Source organism: Streptomyces sp. NPDC054863 (assembly GCF_053610825.1).
This window is the reverse complement of sequence record NZ_JBSGZD010000187.1, coordinates 1-15,661: the sequence shown is the minus strand read 5'-3', so window position 1 is coordinate 15,661 and position 15,661 is coordinate 1. Positions and strand designations below refer to the sequence as shown.

The following is a 15,661-nucleotide window of genomic DNA, read 5'->3' as shown; positions in this document are numbered from 1 at the left end:
GTACAGGCCGATCAGCTCGGCCAGGTCCCAGGCGGCCGTGCCGGTGATGCTGAAGGCGCGCGGCGGGCGGCGGCTCAGCGTCCCGCGCACCAGCAGCAGGCTGCTGTGGAAGACCGTATGGGCGCAGCGCGCATGGCTGTCCTCGAAGAACGCCAGGTCGGACAGGCCGGTGGGGTCGTCGAGGGTGGCGAAGATGACGCGCTTGCCGGAGCGGATCGGCGGTGTCTGGGTGGCGACCTTGATGCCGGCGACCAGCACGGTGGAGCCGTGCCGCAGCCGGGAAAGGTCGGCGGCGGGCGTCGCCCCGATGTCGGCCAGCAGGGACCGGTGCTCGTCAAGGAGGTGCTGCGAGACGTCCATGCCGAGCACGTCCAGTTCGGCGGCGAGCTGCTCGGAGCGGCTCATGGCGGGGAGCCCCGTGACCGTGCTGGTGCCGTCCGGCTCGACACCGGCTTCGGTCCTGGCGTCGCTGTCGGCATCGGCATCGGCATCGGCCTTGGCATCGGCCTCGCCGATCTCCACGTCCCCCATGAGCAGTTGGCCCGTGGAAGAGCTCCGGCCGCGACCGGAGCGGTGCAACTCGGCGATCTTCAGCAGGAGTTCGCGGCGGACCCCGAAGGTGTCCAGCGCTCCGACCCGCGCAAGACGTTCGGCCAGCGGGCGGCTGGGGCGGGCGCGCTGCCAGAAGTCCTCCAGCGAGGCGTAGGGCTGTCCGGCGGTGATGCGCCCGCTCTCGGCCTCGGTGATGCCGCGTACCTGCGACAGGCCGATCCGCACCCCCCACTTACCAGACACCAGTTCGATTATGTGTGCGGCCTGGGAGTGGTTGATGTCGGGCAGCAGCAGGGGCACCCCGTGACGCCGGGCGTCCGCGGCCAGGACCCGCTTGTGGTACATCCCCGGATCGTGCGTGAGCAGCCCCGCCAGCAGGGCCGCCATCCGATGAGCCTTGAGCCAGCTCGACTGGTAGGCGGGCTGCGCGAAGGCGGCGGCGTGCGCCTTGGCGAAGCCGAAGCTGCCGAAGCCTTCCAGGATGTCCCACACGTCCCGCACGGCCTGTACCGGGTAGCCGCGCCTGCGGGCCTGGTCGGCGAACCAGGCCCGGACCCGGCCCTGCCGCTCGGGGGAGGACAGGGCGCGGCGCGCCTCGTCCGCCATGCCCCGGTCGCAGCCGGTCATCGTCGCCATGATCGAGATGACCTGCTCGTGGAAGACCACCTGCCCCTCGGTCTCCTGAAGGATCGGCTTCAGATCCGGGTGCGGGTAACGGGTCCGCTTCCGGTTGTCGCGGGCCTCGATCAACGGAGCCACCATGTTGGCGGCCACCGGCCCCGGCCGGAACAGACTGATGTCGAGGGCCAGATCGCCGAACGACCGCGGCCTCAGGTTCTGCACCAGCTCGCGCTGGCCCGGACTCTCCAGCTGGAAGGTGCCCAGGGTGTCCCCGGACGTGATCAGGTCGTACGTGGCGGAGTCGTCCGGCGGCACCTGGGCGGGGTCGTCCAGGTCGAGGGGCTCGCCGGTGACGCGTTCGATCTCGGCGGTCGCGTGCGCGAGTGCCGACTGCATGCGTACGCCGATGACGTCGATCTTCGGATGTCCGGTGTCCTCGATGTCCTCCTTGTCGAACTGGGACATGGCGATGTTCTCGACGGTGGTCGGCGCCACCGGGGTGCGCCGCAGCAGCCCGGCGTTGGAGACGAGGAGACCGCAGGGGTGCATCGCCGCCTCGTGCGGCAGCCCGTCCAGTGCCTCCACCAGTTCCCACAGCCGGCCGTGGTCCTGCGCCGCGACCTCGCGCAGCTCCGGCAGCTCGGCGAGGGCCGCCCGTACGTCCTTCGCCCGGATGTGCGGAAACGCCTTGGCGAGGCGGGCAGCCTCGTCGGGGGCCGTGCCCCGGGCCCGCGCCACGTCCTCGATCGCCCCGCGCGCCCGGTACGTCTTGTAGACCGCGAGCGTCGCCACCCGGTCGGCGCCGAACCGCTCCCGTACCGCCTGGTACACCTCCAGACGCCGCGCCGACTCCACGTCCAGGTCGATGTCGGGCAGCGCCGAGCGCCGCGCGGACAGGAACCGCTCCATGAGCAGGCCGTGCGCCACCGGGTCGACCGGGCTGATCCCCAGCAGGTGCGTGACCAGCGAGCCCACGCCCGAGCCGCGGGCCGCGACCCGGATGCCGAGCCGCTGGGCCTGCGCCGCCACCTCGGCGACGGTCAGGAAGTACCCGGCGAAGCCGTGCCCGGCGATGATCCTCAGCTCGTCCTCAAGCCTGTCCCACCGCCGGCCCTCCCGGTGGTAGCCGCGGCCCAGCATGCCCGCCGCGCACCGGTCGGCGAGGACTCGGTCGGCCAACTCGGCGCGCGCGCCCACCAGTTCGGGCTCGGGAAGATTCATCCGCCCCAGGCCGAACGCCTCGCCCGGATCGACCGCGCAGGCCGCCGCCGTCTCCTCGGTCGCCGCGAGCAGCCGCCGTGCCTCCGCGCCCCGTCCGCCCACCGCCTCGGCGATCCGCCCGGCGATCCGCTCCATCTCGCCCGCGTCCTTCAGCCAGCGCTGTCCGCTGTCCAGGCGGGACGCGTCCCGGGTGTCGATGGGCACCAGCAGTCGGGCGGAGTCGAGAATGTCGGCGACCTCGCCCTGCTGCGGGTCGGCGTAGCGCACGGCATTGGTCACCACTGCCGTCACCTGCTGCTCGGCGGCGAATCCCGCCAGTCGTGCGGCGAGACGCAGCGATCCGGGGCCGGTGCCGGGCCGCCCGTGGCAGGACACCTCAAGGCGCAGTGACCGGCCGAACCGCTCGCGCCACGGACCGAGCAGTGCCGCGGCCCGGTCGGGGCGTCCCGACACCAGGGCCTGTCCCACCTCGGAATCAGCCCCGAGGAGCACGAACACGTCGTCGTCCGGGCAGTCCAGGTCGTCCCAGGTGACCCCCTGGTCCGATCCCTTCGACACGAGCCGGCACAGCTCGGCCCAGCCGTCCGGATTGCGGGCCAGGAACACCGCGCGCAGCGGTGCCTCCGTCACGAATGCACCGCCTCTGGCAGGGGTCCGCTGCCGGCCCGTCGGCGCGGTCCCGGACGGGGGCAGGGCGGACGTGCCTGCGGATGCCGCCCCGGGCGCGGGTACGCCAGGTACCGCCAGGTCGACACCGAACAGCGGCCGGACCCCGGCCCGCGCGCATGCCTTGGCGAAGCGCACCGAGCCCGCGAGCGAGTCCCGGTCGGTCAGCGCCAGGGCATCGAGACCCCGCTCGGCGGCCCGCTCCGCCAGTGCGTGCGGGTGGCTGGCCCCGTAGCGCAGCGAGTAGCCACTCGCTGCACGGAGATGCGTAAACGACATACACACCTCCTGGTTCCCATAACCCCCCTCTGCGTAGTCCGTCTCGTCTAGACCTCGTCATCACTCTAACCCAATATTCGTACGTTCGTTCGATTGGCGATCCGGGCGGCCCCCGGCTGCCGTAGCGTGCACCCATGACATGGCGGGGACCGACGTATCGGACAGTGGGCGGAGAGAAGATCGACGGGGCCTGGTGCCACGTCTGGCGGCAGAGTCAATGGGACGACCGGTACTACCTCGACGATCTGATCGTCTTCGCCGACGGGGCGGTCAGCTGTGACGACTGGACCGATCTGCAGGGCCTGGCGGAGCTGCTGGAGTCGGGCTGGATCGCGGCGAGGGATCCCGGCAGGCCAGAACTGCCCGGCAGGCCAGAACTGCCCGACGAGCCGTCGAAATGGCTCTCCCGGAACGGCGAGCCGCTGACTCCCGAGGGGTTCCTCCTCGAAGTCGCCGACAGGGTAGAGGAGTTGAACGGCAGGCCCACCAGCGGGGAGCGGCTCCGGGACGCCGTTCAACGCTTCCAGCGGGAACCGGACGCACACCACCGCTCCCTCCTCCGCGCCGCCTACCTCGCGGTGCCGCCGCACCAACGCATCTACTGCATCGGCGACATGGACCGCCAGGACCGGCCGCTGCGGATCCTGTTCACCGACATCGGGACGGCCGTCGACGGGGACGGTCCCGTGGTGACGGCCGCGATGCACCAGGAGGTCCTGGAGTACTTCCGCCGCGGGGAGCAGGGCGCCGAGGCGCAGTGGGAGCAGCGCGCCGTACAGCACGCCGACGATCCCACCGGGACCGGCCGCGCGGCGCTCACCCTGCGCGAGGTCGCCTATTCGCGGGGGTGGCCCGAGACCACCGGCCCGTTCGTACTGCGCAATGAGTACGCGGCGCAGGTGGTCTTCGCGGGGGAGACGTATCCCTCCGTGCTCCACGGCTACTGGGCGCTGTCGGCGGCCGATCCCGCCGAGCACGACGGGATCCGGGACGCGCCGAGCGCCGACGAGGCGCACGAGCGGGGCGGCCGGGCACAGCGGCGGGCGGACTGGGCGGACCTGCGGCTCGCCGTCATGAGCGGCCTGCTGCGTGCGAAGTTCGACCAGCACCCCGCTCTCGCCGCGTACCTCCTCGCCACCGGCGACAGCAGGATCAGTTACACCGGCCGCTCGGACTCTCCGTACTGGAGAGACGCTCCGGAGAGCGGGCGCAACTGGATGGGGCGGCTGCTGGAGCTGATCAGGTCGGAGCTGGTGGCGGGGCGGGTGTTCGCGGAGTGATCTCGTACCGCTGAGGTCAGCGGGGGCGAGGAGTCCGGACGACGGTGCCGGGTGGGAACCGGTCCGCGCCGGTGACCTCGGCTGCGTTGAGGAGCCGGATACGGGTCAGGGCCGGCATGCCGAGGAGCGGGACGAGGTCGATCCACTGGTGCTCGCGGAGGCAGTTGACGGTCAGCTCCTCCAGCTCGGGGAATGTTTCCGGGATCAGGGCGAGGTCTACGTCTGCCAGCCGGACGGTCAGCCACAGTTTCCGGACGAGTGTGAGGGGCCCCGGCCGGACGACCGGGGGCAGGCAGGTCTCGGACAGCAGCGAGAGGCTGCTGAGGTGCGACAGCTCCCCCAGTTCCGAACAGTCCTCCACCCGGTTCCACAGCATGACGCTGGCGATCCGTGGCCAACGGGATATTCCTGCGAGGGAGTTGAGGCTCAGGCTGAGGGCCTGCCCCAGGGAGAGGTAGGTCAGGTCCGCCGCGACGGGCAGGGCACGGAGGTCTTCGTACGGACGGTCGGTGTCGACGGTCAATGTGCGCAGTCCCGTGAAGAGAGGGAGATCGTCGATCAGTCCCGTTCCCCGGTCGTCGAGGCTGATGGCAGTGAGGGCATCGCTGACGAGCGGATTCAGGGTCCTGACATTCGGACAGCGGTAAATGCTGATCGATTCCAGCGCCGTACAGGAGCGCAGGGGGTCCAGCTCCCGAAGTGCCGGGTTGTCCAGGACCTGAAGCCGCCGAAGACGCTCCGGCGGCACGGAGTCGGCGATCTCACGTTCCGTGAACGAGCCGCTGTAACTCACGCTGTCCAGCCGACGGCGCAACGCCCGGAGCGCAGCCAGTTGTTCGGCTGTGGCCACCCGTATCTGAGGAAGGTCCGGCATGTGGCCGAAGATCTCGTGGGCGTACTCCAGGGGGTCGAAGTTGTCCCACAGGCTCAAGGCCCCTTGGACGGGCCGACTGGTGCTGGTCCGGAACCTCTTCAGTACGGTCAGGGCGGCATCGCCTCCGACGAGGGCGGCGGTGCGGACGACGGCTTCGGCCTCGTCGTCCAGCAGCCCCTCCGGGCCGGGAAGCAGGTCGAGGATCACCGGCCCCACCCGCGCCAGCTCCTTGGCCTCGTCGAAGTGGCGGGGCGGCAGCAGAACCGCCGCGCGCCGCTGGACCTCCTCCCGGACGACGGGGTCGAGTTCGGTCGCGTGCTCCAGGCAGGCCGTGGCCAGCAGATGCAGATGGGTGCGGTGCTGGGGGGAGTCGTCCCCCCTGGTGATCAACTGCTCCAGCAGTGCGGCCCGTTCGTCGGGGCGGCCGTGTGCGACCGCCATGCGCAGGACGTCCTCCCGCTGGGTCTCGTGCGCGTTGCGGACCAGGAGGGGGATGTCGCGGGCTTCGAGGGCGGCCCGGGCGCCCAGATAGTCCTGGAAGGTGCGATGGACGAAGTCGATGGTGTCGCAGGTCGGTTGCCGCAGTAGTCCGGAGCGGGCGAGCAGATGGGTGAGGACCGTTTTCGCGTCGGCCTGCTGCTGGATCTGAGGCATGGTGGGCAGCGCGTCCGCGACGAGGCCGAGGGCGGTGTCGTGGTCGAGTTCGGCCCGGTCGTTGCGGAAGAGCCAGTAGGCGAGCCGCTGGAGGAGCCGGATGCTCTGGTGCTCGGTGAGGACGAGGCCCTCGGGTGCCCCGATGTCGCGTTCGAGGTCGCGGCGGTGCAGCAGCATGGACAGGGCCGCCTCGTACAACTCCATCCGGCTGTGCGGCAGATGGCCGCGCCGGTCCCGGTGCAGTGCGCAGACCAGGGCGCACAGCAACGGCGTGTTGGAGAGGAGGGCGAGGCCGCGCTGGGAGCGGACGGTGTCCTTGAGCTGTTCTTCCAGGGCGGCCAGAGCGGCCTGCTCGTGCTCGGTGGCGGTCCGCCCGGCGGCCTGGTGCCAGCGGGTGACGAACACCGCCACGTCCCGGGTGCTCATCGGACGTACGGTCAGTTCGGTGAAGTCGCAGCCCGCGAGCCAGCCCTCGCGGACCGCCCAGGGTCGGGTGGTGACCACGCAGGCGACCTGCGGATACGCCGCGAGCAGGTTCCGTAGCCACTGCTGGGTCTGCGCGCGCATCAGCTGCGGCACTTCGTCGAGGCCGTCGACGAGGAGCAGCGCACGGCCCTCGTGCATGACCCGGTCCGCCCAGCCCTCCGGCTGGCAGTTCGCACGGGGATAGCCCACGGCGGTCAAGTAGTCCTGCGGGTAGGGAAGTTCATGACGACGTGCCAGGGTCCGCAACTGCAGCATGAACGGCACGCAGTCCGTGAGGTGAGCCAACTCGGGCGGCAGCTCGCGCCGCGCCGTGGACACCGCGAGCCATTGCAGCAGCGTGGTCTTGCCGCCGCCGGCCAGCCCCCGTACCAGGGTCCGGCGGCGTCCTGCCAGGGCCTGTTCGGCGCGCTCCACCCGCAGTGCCATGCTGTCGTCGGCGTGGGTGTCGAGGCCGCCGCTTCCGTAGGCCCGAGAGGCGAACTCCAGGCTGAGGTAGGCCGCGTCCAGCGGCCAGCAGGAGCGTTCCGGCCGGGACAGATCCAGGCCGATCACCGACAACTCGCCGTACCGGTGCACCACGTACTGCCGGTAGCAGTCCTCGAACTCGGCCTCGGGGTCCGGTGATTCCCCCCGCTGCTGTACGACGGCCCCAGTGGACCGCACCGATTTCGGCTCCGGTGCCGGGAGGGCGCGCGCCCGCAGGCGCAGCAGCGGGAGCGCCTCCACGCGCAGGGCAGCCGCGAGCGCCACCACCGTCGACTCGCTGGGGACGGTGGTGCCGTTCAGGGCCTGGCTGACCGTGGTCCGTCCCCGTCCGGCCAGCCGGGGGAGCGTGGCCATCGTGAGGTGGCGTTGCGTGCACAGGGTGCGCAACCGCTCCTTCAGCTCCGCCAACGCAGCGCTCTGCTCGGCGTGTTCACCCTGACCGGTCGTCAACTGCCGTTCCTCCTCGCGGACCGCGTTCGTTCCCGTTCATTCTGGTTCAACCGAACGCCGCCGTATGCGACTTCGGCCACCTTCGTCTCCGTACACACCCACCCGACGGAGACGACGGAGTTCCCTGATGTCCCACACCTCGCACTACCTCGTGCTGGCCCTCGCCCTGCTCGCCGCTCTCCTCCTGGCCGCGCTGACGGGCGTGGTCGCCGCCCTTCTCGCGCGCTGGGACGGCGTCTCCTGGCCCGGGGTCCTCTCCCGTGGTGGCGTCGCCTTCGGGAGCGCGCTCGCGGTGCTTCTCGCGCTGGTGGCGCTGCTGTTCGGCGTCTCGGGGTGATCTGCCGGTGGTGATCTGCCGGTGGTGATCTGTCAGTGGTGATTTGTCAGCGCCGTGCGGCAGGGAGGCTCCTTCCCAGGCGGCGCAAGGGGGACAGGGCCATGAACAACGGGGAGAGGGCGAGTGCGGACGCGGTCACCAGCAGGCCGGTGCGCGGTCCCCAGCACTCCGCCAGTTGGCCGCCGAGCAGTGAGCCCAGCGGGGTCAGCCCCATCCCGGCGACGTTGATCGTCGCCACGACCCGGCCATGCAGCCGGACCGGTGTGCGGGCCTGCCGTACGGCCATGGCGGTGACGTTGACCGTCTGACTGCCCATGCCGAAGAGGAAGTTGACCGCCATGAGGGCGAGGACCGTCGTCCAGGCGGCACCGTGCAGTGCGGGCACGCACAGCATCACCCCGTCGCCCAGCAGCGCCGCCCCCACCATCACCCGACCGTACCCCCACCGCCCGGGCAGCTTCGCGGCCAGCAGTGAGCCGAGCACGGCCCCCGGCCCGACCGCTGCCAGCACCAGGCCGACGGCCGTGCCGGACAGGTGCAGTTCGCGCGGCAGGAAGAGCAGCAGGACGGTCATCAGGGCTGCGAAGGAGAACTGGTAGAGCGCAGACGCCACCCCTACGGACCTCAACAGGGCGTCCGCGCGGACGAGGTGCAGTCCTTCGCGTATGCGTGGCCAGAGGCGTGGTGAGGTGCGCTCCTTCCGGGCGGACGTCTGTGTCCCTGGCTCCCCGGCCTTGCTGGTCTTCTCTGTCTGCTCGATCTCCTCGCGTCGGCGAACGCGTCGGACCGACAGGAACGACGCTGCGAAGAACACTGCCCCCACTCCATTGGCCACCGGCGCCGACAGCAGCGAGACCAGCACACCCCCGAGCGCCGGCCCACCGGTCTGCGCGGCGGACCTGCTGCCTTCCAGCGCGCTGTTGCACCGCACCAGCTCACCGCGTGCCACCAGCCGTACGAGAGAGGCCTGGCAGGCCACGTCGAAGAACACGGACAGCACCCCGACGAGGAACGCGACCACCAGCAGCAGCGGGAGGCCGAGCCCGCCGAGCACGTACGCGACGGGAATCGACGCCAGCGCGAGGGCGCGGCCGAAGTCCGCCCACACCATCACGTCACGGGTCCGCCGACGGTCCACCCACGCCCCGGCGAACAGCGAGAACAGCAGGATCGGCGCCTGTTCCACCGCGCGCAGGACGCCGAGCCGGCCGGCGTCGGCAGCGAGCGCGACCACGGCCACGAGCGGCAGAGTCACCTGGCTGGCATGCGCCCCGAGCTGGGAAAAGGTCTGGCCGAGCCAGAGCCTGCGGAAGTCGGCGTCCCGCCACCACGGGGCGGGCGGTGCGGAAGGAGGGTGAGGTACGGGCGGCACGGGACTCCCCGGAGTTGCGCAGAGCGGCGCCGCCCGTCGGCCCGTCGCACGGTCAGGTGCGCAGACGGAACAGGGGCGCGTGGAAAGGCTCGCTGTGCCGCAACTCGAAGGCAGCACGCGATGACGGGTCGATCGCGACCTACGACGTCAACGCGTGCGCGTGCAACCGGGACCTGGCACGCCAACTCCTCTCCGTTCGGGCTCTGTTGAAGATTAGTGGAAGAGGGAGGGAACCCGTGGGGACGAGCGGTGCACCCCTGCTACCTTCCCCTCCATGGGGACACGGGGGAAGAAGCGGCGGGCCGGTGCGGCCCTGCCGGTGGGGGTGTGGGCGCCGGCGGTGTGGGTGCTGATGGTGTGTGTGCTGGTGGGGTGCGCGGTGGACACCTCGGGGTACGACGGCACCCGGGAGCCGACGGGGAGGTCCGAGCTGGGCAACCCCGACCGGGTCGACGTGCTGCAGCTCAGGGCCGAGAGCAAGGGGCGCTCGGAGGGCGAGCAGCTCCGCGGAGCGAAGATCGAGGCAGGCGTCGAGCCTGGGCTGGCGGGCCCCACCGAGACGGAATGCAAGGGTCGTTGGCGGCTGCGTGGCCATGAGGCGACGCTGGGCGAGGGAAACATCGACCGCTTCGTCGCCGCCTGCTCCGCTGTGTCCGGCCCGCCGACGGTGCCCACCGTGTCCGGCCCGCCGACCGTGCCCACCGTGTCCGCCACGCCGACCGTGCCGACTGCGGGTGAGAGTGCCGGAGGCCCGAGGTGACGGGTGGCACCAGGGTTGAGGGTGGGGGAAGCCCCCGCCCAGGGGTGGGGGTGATCGGCTGGTGGGGGTTGGTCGTGGCGCGGGAGGGTGGTCGGGACGAGAGTTCCGGGAAGTATGCATGGACGGGGTGCGGCGAATGTTCGGGAACACGGGGCGACCGGGAGCACGTACGGCCACCAAGTGGGGTGCGGTCGCCGTGGCGACCGCGGCAGCCGCGGCGGCGCTGGTGGTCGTGCCACCGGGTGCCGCGGCGCAGGACGCGCGGCCGGCGGCCGGTGGTGCTGCGGGTGCGGGTGCGGCGCTCGACGGGGTCTGGCGGAGTGACGGCTATCGGCAGTACCTGACGGTAAGTCAGGGGAAGTTGCAGAGCTATGAGTTCTCCGCCGCGGGGTGCCTGCCGGGGAAGCTGCGGCTGAGTGCGGGGAAGGGTGCTCCCGGAAAGGACGGCGTGCCGTTCCGTGACGGGGACGGAGTGCGCTGGCTGACGCTCCGTACGGCGGGAGCCGACAAGGCCCGTCTCGCGCCTGCCGGTTCGGTGGGGGAGTGGCGCCTGGAGCGGGTCGCCGCACTGCCCGCCGACTGTGCGCCGGCCTCGGCCGTCGACAAGGTGCACACCTTCGACGTGTTCTGGTCGACCCTCCGCGAGAACTATCCCTTCTTCCGCGCCAAGGGCGTCGACTGGGACGCGATGCGGGCCAAGTACCGCCCCCAGGTGAACTCCGACACGAGCGACGAGCGGCTCTTCGAGATCCTGAGCGCGATGATCGAGCCGCTGCACGACATGCACACCCAGCTCCGCACCCCCGAGGGCAAGCACACCCTCAATGTCCGTCCCGGCACCTTCTTCGGCGACGAGAAGTACCGGGAGCGGGTGGGGGCCGTGACGCGCGCTCAACTGCCCGCCAAGGTGGAAGAGTTCGCGGACGGCCAGATCCAGTACGCGGACCTGGGGCGCGGCACCGGATACCTCCGCGTCACGATCTTCGCGGGGTACGGGGGCAAGGGCGGACCGGTCGGTCCCGACGCGGACGCCGCGATCCTGGACCGGGCGCTGGCCGCCGTCTTCACCGAGAAGCGGGTGCGGGCCATGCGCGGCCTGGTCGTCGACCTCCGTCTCAACGGGGGCGGCGCCGACGCGCTGGGCATCAAGATCGCGGGTCGGCTGACGGACCGTGCGTACACCGCGTACACCAAGGTCGCACGCAACGACCCCGACAATGCGGAGAGTTGGACGCCTCCGCAGCCGATCCGGGTCCGGCCTGCGGCGGGCCCTCGCTTCACAGGACCTGTCGCCGTACTCGGCGGTCCGCTGACCATCAGTGCCGGAGAGTCCTTCGCCCAGTCCCTCATCGGCCGCACGCCCGCGCCGATCCGGATCGGCGAACCCACTCAGGGAGTCTTCTCCGACGCCATGCCGCGCACCCTGCCGAACGGCTGGACCCTGACCGTCCCCAACGAGAAGTTCCTCGACGGGGACGGCAAGACCTACGACGGCGCCGGGATTCCGCCCACCCATCCCGAACCGGTCTTCGCCGAGGCGGACTTGGTGAATCTCCGTGACCCGGCTCTGAAGAGGGCGTTGCGGGAGCTGCGCGCACGCTGACAGGGGGGTGGGGAGTTTCGTGCGGGTGCGTGGGGGGCTGGTCGCGCAGTTTCCCGCGCCCCTGAAGGGGTGCCCCTTGAAGGGGCGCCCCGTTCAGCTGCCGACGTACTCCGCCAAGTGCTCGCCCGTGAGGGTCGAGCGGGAGGCGACGAGGTCGGACGGGGTGCCCTCGAAGACGATCCGGCCGCCGTCGTGGCCCGCGCCCGGGCCGAGGTCGATGATCCAGTCGGCGTGGGCCATGACCGCCTGGTGGTGCTCGACGACGATGACCGACTTGCCCGAGTCGACCAACCGGTCGAGCAGACCGAGGAGTTGCTCGACGTCCGCGAGGTGGAGGCCGGTGGTCGGCTCGTCGAGGATGTAGATGCCGCCCTTCTCGGACATGTGGGTGGCCAGCTTGAGGCGCTGCCGCTCGCCGCCGGACAGTGTGGTGAGCGGCTGGCCGAGGCTGAGGTAGCCGAGTCCGACGTCGGCGAGGCGGGTGAGGATGCGGTGCGCGGCGGGGAGGTGGGCCTCGCCGGAGGCGAAGAACTCAGCCGCCTCCGTCACCGACATCGCGAGCACCTCGCTGATGTCACGGCCGCCGAAGCGGTATTCGAGTACCGAGGCCTGGAACCGCTTGCCCTCGCACTCCTCGCAGGGGGAGGAGACACCGGCCATCATCCCCAGGTCGGTGTAGATGACGCCCGCGCCGTTGCAGTTCGGGCAGGCGCCCTCGGAGTTGGCGCTGAACAGGGCCGGCTTCACCCCGTTGGCCTTCGCGAACGCCTTGCGGATCGGTTCGAGCAGCCCGGTGTACGTCGCCGGATTGCTGCGCCGCGAGCCACGGATCGCACCCTGGTCGATGGAGACCACGTCCTCGCCCTTGGGGAGCGAGCCGTGGACGAGGGAGCTCTTGCCGGAGCCCGCCACACCCGTGATCACGCAGAGCACCCCGAGCGGGATGTCGACGTCGACGTCCTGGAGGTTGTTGGCGTCCGCGCCGCGGATCTCCAGCACGCCGTCGTGCCCCCGTACCGCCTCCTTCGGTGTGGACCGGTCGTCGAAGTGGCGGCCGGTGACGGTGCCGCTGGTCCGCAGCCCCTCCACGGTGCCCTCGAAGCAGACCGTGCCGCCCGCCGTACCGGCGCCCGGGCCGAGGTCGACGACGTGGTCGGCGATCCGGATCGTCTCCGGCTTGTGCTCCACGACGAGGACCGTGTTGCCCTTGTCCCGCAGCCGGAGCAGCAGGTTGTTCATCCGGTCGATGTCGTGCGGGTGCAGGCCGATGGTGGGCTCGTCGAAGACGTACGTGACGTCGGTGAGCGCGGAACCGAGGTGGCGGACCATCTTCACGCGCTGTGCCTCGCCGCCCGACAGGGTGCCCGACGCCCGGTCGAGCGAGAGGTAGCCGAGGCCGATCTCCACGAACGAGTCGAGGGCGTCCTGCAGCGCGGTGAGCAGCGGGGCGACGGAAGGCGACTTCAGGCCGCGCACCCACTCGGCCAGGTCCCTGATCTCCATCGCACAGGCGTCGGCGATGCTGAGCTTCTTGATCTTGGACGACCTGGCCAGCTCGCTCAGCCGGGTGCCGTCGCACTCGGGGCAGGTGGCGAAGGCGACCGCCCGGTCCACGAACTCCCGGATGTGCGGCTGCATCGACTCGCGGTCCTTGGACAGGAACGACTTCTGGATCTTGGGGATGAGCCCCTCGTAGGTGAGGTTCACGCCGTCGACCTTCACCTTGACCGGCTCGTGGTGGAGGAAGTTCTCCATCTCCCGCTTGGTGAACTTGGCGATCGGCTTGTCCGGGTCGAGCAGGCCCGACTCGGCGTAGACCCGTACGGTCCAGAAGCTGTCGGACTTCCAGCCGGGGATGGTGAACGCGCCCTCGGAGAGCGACTTGGAGTCGTCGTAGAGCTGCGTGAGGTCGATGTCGGAGACCGAGCCCCGGCCCTCGCAGCGCGTGCACATGCCGCCGGTGCGGTTGAAGGTCGCCTTCACCGTCTTCTTGTTGCCGCGCTCGACGGTGATCGCACCGCTCGCGTGGACCGAGGCGACGTTGAAGGCGAACGCGCCGGGCGAGCCGATGTGCGGCTTCCCGAGCCGGCTGAAGAGGATCCGCAGCATCGCATTGGCGTCCGTCGCGGTGCCGACCGTGGAGCGGGGGTCGGAGCCCAGCCGCTGCTGGTCGACGATGATCGCGGTCGTCAGCCCTTCGAGCACGTCGACCTCGGGGCGCGCCAGCGTCGGCATGAAGCCCTGCACGAAGGCGCTGTACGTCTCGTTGATCAGCCGCTGCGACTCGGCGGCGACCGTGTCGAACACCAGCGAGCTCTTGCCCGAGCCCGAGACGCCGGTGAACACCGTCAGCTTGCGCTTCGGGATGTCGATGCTGACGTCCTTGAGGTTGTTCACGCGTGCGCCGTGCACGCGGATCAGGTCGTGGCTGCGGGCGGTACCGGGGCCGGTCGGTGTCCTCGTGGCCTTGCTCATGGTGTCTCCCTCTGTCGTGCGGCCCGCTTCCACGGTTTTCCGCCGGCGTCCATGCAGGTCACGCTAGTGCGGCCGGGGTGCCCTGCGCTTCTCGAATCCTGACCGGTCCGGTCGCTCGACCGGGGACGGATCAAGTGCCAATCTCCCAAGTAGAGGCGCTCCAGGGGGAGTTGACATGAAAGCTGGGACGGAATGGCGGCGGGTTCTGCGCCCGGTCGCGGTGATGGCGTGCGCGTGTGCCGCGGTGGTGGCGTGCAACGGCGGCGAATCCGGCTCCTCCGGCGGTGAGGCGGGGGCGCCGGGAATCACGGGCGGGCTGACGGGGGGCGCCTCGGGCGGGTCAGGCAGTACGGGCGGGTCAAGTGGGACCGGCGGTACGGGTGGGTCGAGCGGGTCCGGCAGCACGGGCGGGTCCAGCAGCACGGGCGGGTCCAGCAGTACGGGCGGGTCCGGCGTGTCCGGAGGGACGGCTTCGACCGGCGGAGGGAGCGCGAGCGGGGGCAACCCCGGAGGCGGCGGAGGGCCGAAGGTGCCGGGGTCGCCGATGAACATTCCGGAGATCAACCTGGCCGTCATGTCGACCCTGGGGGACGATCCCGGAGGCCGGGGCCGGTGGGAGTTCCTGGAGGACCACTTCCGCCCGCAGTGCGGTGACAACACCGTCTGCGTGCGGCTCGTGCGTACACCGGTGCCCCGCGAGGACTACCCCGACTGCGGATTCATAGGCGTGGTGGCCGAGCGGGTTCCCTTCTACCGGGGTGATGTCGTTCGAGTCCAAGTGAAGGCTCCCTGTCCGCCCTCGCCCTCGCCCACCCCTACCCCTACCCCTCTTCCCCCGTCCCCGTCCTCGCCGGGCACGAGCCAGGGCAACGGTGGCGGAGACGTGGGCGGTGGGGGCGATGTCGGCGGCGGAGGTGCCGTCGGCGGTACGACCACTCCTCCGCCGGGAACCGCCGGCTCCGGCGCCTCGGGGTCACCCGCCCCATGACGGCGACGGGAGCACCGCCCGACGACCCCGCCCAGCCGCCCGCCGCCCCCGACTCCGGAATTCACCGGTTCGCCGCGCTCTTCGGTGCTGTCATTGCTCCGACCAGCTTCGTCACGGCGCTTCTCTACTACTTCGGCCTGAACCAGGCGTCCTTCTTCTACGCGTACTTCGGCGTCAACTCCACCACCCTCGGTCTGGGCACCACCGACTACCTGGTCATCAGCGTGGACGCCATGTTCACTCCCATGGTCGTCACCGCCGCCGGCGGCCTCCTCGCCTTCTGGGGCCACGAGCTGCTCCGCACCCGCCTCGCCGCAGGCGCCCGGCCCCACGTGCTGCGTCTCCTGCTTCCCGTCCTCGCCTCGGCGGGCCTGCTGCTGGCGGGCGGAGGCCTGCTGAGCGTGCTCGACCGCGGCTTCCTCCTCCGCCGCTACTTCGTCGCAGCCCCGCTGAGCCTCGCGGCCGGAGTGATCCTGCTCGCGTACGCCCTGCACCTGCGCCGCACCCTGGGGCAGCCATCACCACCAGCGGAACCGGAAACGGAGCCGGAGCCCGGC

8 protein-coding genes and 1 pseudogene are annotated in these 15,661 nt (G+C 71.0%); 5 read left to right on the top strand and 4 right to left on the bottom strand.

Annotation, left to right across the window (positions count from 1 at the left end; genetic code table 11):
- On the bottom strand, window positions 1-3,339 hold a 3,339-nt coding region (gene dnaE, locus ACWGIG_RS26795), incomplete at its 3' end, for a DNA polymerase III subunit alpha (protein WP_453324235.1).
- 134 nt (window positions 3,340-3,473) lie between these two features.
- On the opposite strand from dnaE, the gene ACWGIG_RS26790 reads away from it, so the two are divergent.
- On the top strand, window positions 3,474-4,619 hold the full coding sequence (locus ACWGIG_RS26790; RefSeq protein ID WP_453324234.1) for an NADAR family protein: 1,146 nt from the start codon (window positions 3,474-3,476) through the stop codon (window positions 4,617-4,619).
- Between the two features lie 16 nt (window positions 4,620-4,635).
- On the opposite strand, the gene ACWGIG_RS26785 is transcribed toward ACWGIG_RS26790, so the two are convergent.
- Window positions 4,636-7,569 (bottom strand): NACHT domain-containing protein, encoded by a 2,934-nt coding sequence (locus ACWGIG_RS26785; protein WP_453324233.1) that lies wholly within the window; start codon window positions 7,567-7,569, stop codon window positions 4,636-4,638.
- 127 nt (window positions 7,570-7,696) lie between these two features.
- Between ACWGIG_RS26785 and ACWGIG_RS26780 the strand changes: the two genes are divergently transcribed.
- Complete coding sequence (locus tag ACWGIG_RS26780) at window positions 7,697-7,906, top strand: hypothetical protein (protein ID WP_453324232.1); 210 nt, start codon at window positions 7,697-7,699, stop codon at window positions 7,904-7,906.
- Between the two features lie 46 nt (window positions 7,907-7,952).
- Here the strand turns inward: ACWGIG_RS26780 and ACWGIG_RS26775 are convergent, their stop codons facing one another.
- Window positions 7,953-9,278: an MFS transporter gene (locus ACWGIG_RS26775; RefSeq protein ID WP_453324231.1), complete on the bottom strand. Its 1,326-nt coding sequence runs from the start codon at window positions 9,276-9,278 to the stop codon at window positions 7,953-7,955.
- Window positions 9,279-9,552: 274 nt separating this feature from the next.
- Here ACWGIG_RS26775 and ACWGIG_RS26770 point away from each other — a divergent pair, with 274 nt between their 5' ends.
- Together ACWGIG_RS26770 and ACWGIG_RS26765 are read left to right on the top strand one after the other, a co-directional pair.
- The gene (locus ACWGIG_RS26770) at window positions 9,553-10,038 is read left to right on the top strand and encodes a hypothetical protein (RefSeq protein ID WP_453324230.1); all 486 of its coding nucleotides are present in this window, start codon (window positions 9,553-9,555) and stop codon (window positions 10,036-10,038) included.
- Between the two features lie 136 nt (window positions 10,039-10,174).
- On the top strand, window positions 10,175-11,641 hold the full coding sequence (locus ACWGIG_RS26765) for a S41 family peptidase (protein WP_453324229.1): 1,467 nt from the start codon (window positions 10,175-10,177) through the stop codon (window positions 11,639-11,641).
- Window positions 11,642-11,734: 93 nt separating this feature from the next.
- On the opposite strand, the gene ACWGIG_RS26760 is transcribed toward ACWGIG_RS26765, so the two are convergent.
- Window positions 11,735-14,116 carry an ATP-binding cassette domain-containing protein gene (locus ACWGIG_RS26760; RefSeq protein ID WP_453324228.1) on the bottom strand — a complete coding sequence of 794 codons (2,382 nt, stop codon included), beginning with the start codon at window positions 14,114-14,116 and terminating at the stop codon, window positions 11,735-11,737.
- Between the two features lie 984 nt (window positions 14,117-15,100).
- Between ACWGIG_RS26760 and ACWGIG_RS26755 the strand changes: the two are divergent.
- Window positions 15,101-15,661: pseudogene (locus tag ACWGIG_RS26755) on the top strand (hypothetical protein); the annotation flags it as partial.